Genomic DNA, 1310 nt, shown 5'->3' on the forward strand with positions numbered 1-1310 from the left:
CGCGCGCTACGCCGCGGCGAACCCCACCCTGTCGAACGACGCGATCGCCGCCTACGTGCGCGAGGCGTGCGCCCTGGGCGACGGCGCGACCGTCACCGTCACATCGGCGGAGGCGCCGTCGAAGCCGGTGACGCTCAAGAGCGGCGACAAGTCGGTCACCGCGCGCTATGCGCGAGAGAAGGTCACCGTCAAGGTCGTCGAGGATGTCGGCTGCATCTTCCCGCTCAAGTCGCTCGGCGTGAAGGGCGCCACCGATGACGGCTGGCAGGTCCATTCCGAGACGTCGTCCATCAGGTCAGAGATAGAGAGGTCGTGACATGGCAGCCTTTCCAACGGCACGCGCGCATGCGCACCTTCCCGGCCAGGGCTCGGTCGAGTTCATCCTGATCATGCCGGTGCTGCTCACGTTCCTCTTCGCCATCGGGTCGTTCGCGATGCTCTCCTACCAGAACACCGTGATCCAGCACTCGCTGGCGACGCTCGCCGACGCGCTTCCCGCCGGATGGCAGGAGCAGGACCGAAACGAGCTCGTCCGCGACCTCGTCTGCGACGGCACTGACCTCGACAAGAGCAGGCTCACCGTGACCAACGCGCGCGTCAAGGCCGATACAAGCGGTGCCGTCAACGACGGCGACTCCATCGCGAGCGATCTGGGGGCCTCGACGCTCAGGACCGAGACGCGCCGCGTCGCCGTCGAGGCCGATATCGCCTACGAGTACAACGACCCGCTCTCGCTCGGGCGCAAGACGACCCTCACGCGCCACGTCTCGCACAGCTATACGACCTATACGGACTGGGAGGTGCTGTGATGGCATCGCGAAAACCGCTGCGTACCCGCGGCCTTCCCGGCCAGGTCGCCGTCATCTTCGTCGTGGCCATCAGCTGCCTGCTCATCGCGGTGGGCCTCGGCGTGGACGTCAGCACGGCCTATTCGGCCAAGACCGGCCAGGAAGCCGTGCTCGAGGCCGTCCGGCAGTCGTCGCTCGGGATGTCGAACGCCGTCAAGTACTCGGAGAACCCCGGGCGCGAGGCGCGCGAGGAGGTCGTCGAGCTGCTTTCGGACAACGGATACACCGGCACCGCCGAGATCTGGTATGCGGAGCTGCCCGAGTCCGAGTCGGGCTCCAACGACCGCTACGCGGGCGTCTACGTGAGGCTTTCCAACGATACGGAGACCACCTTCCTCAAACTCGCCGGCCGCGACAAGCTGACCGCAAGGTCCACGGCCGTCTGGACCATCCATCCCTACTCGACCGGCAACGTGTACCGGCCGGCGGACGTCGGCAACGGGAGTCTCGAGGCCACGTTCG

The 1310-nt window shown here is 66.9% G+C and carries 3 protein-coding genes; all 3 read left to right on the forward strand.

The annotated features are described in order from the left end of the window. On the forward strand, positions 1 to 316 hold a 316-nt coding region (locus GPA_RS13145; protein ID WP_041239636.1), incomplete at its 5' end, for a hypothetical protein. Position 317: 1 nt separating this feature from the next. Further along, positions 318 to 809: a TadE family protein gene (locus GPA_RS13150; protein WP_015540172.1), complete on the forward strand. Its 492-nt coding sequence runs from the start codon at positions 318 to 320 to the stop codon at positions 807 to 809. Next, the coding region (locus GPA_RS13155) for a pilus assembly protein TadG-related protein (protein ID WP_041239637.1) at positions 809 to 1310 on the forward strand (502 nt) is incomplete at its 3' end. The genes GPA_RS13150 and GPA_RS13155, both read left to right, overlap by 1 nt.

The organism is Gordonibacter pamelaeae 7-10-1-b, from assembly GCF_000210055.1.
GTDB classification, from domain to species: domain Bacteria; phylum Actinomycetota; class Coriobacteriia; order Coriobacteriales; family Eggerthellaceae; genus Gordonibacter; species Gordonibacter pamelaeae.

What these genes read in the sequence shown, in the direction of transcription:
- GPA_RS13150 (WP_015540172.1), top strand. Translation starts at nt 318, where the DNA reads ATGGCAGCCTTTCCAACGGCACGCGCGCATGCGCACCTTCCCGGCCAG.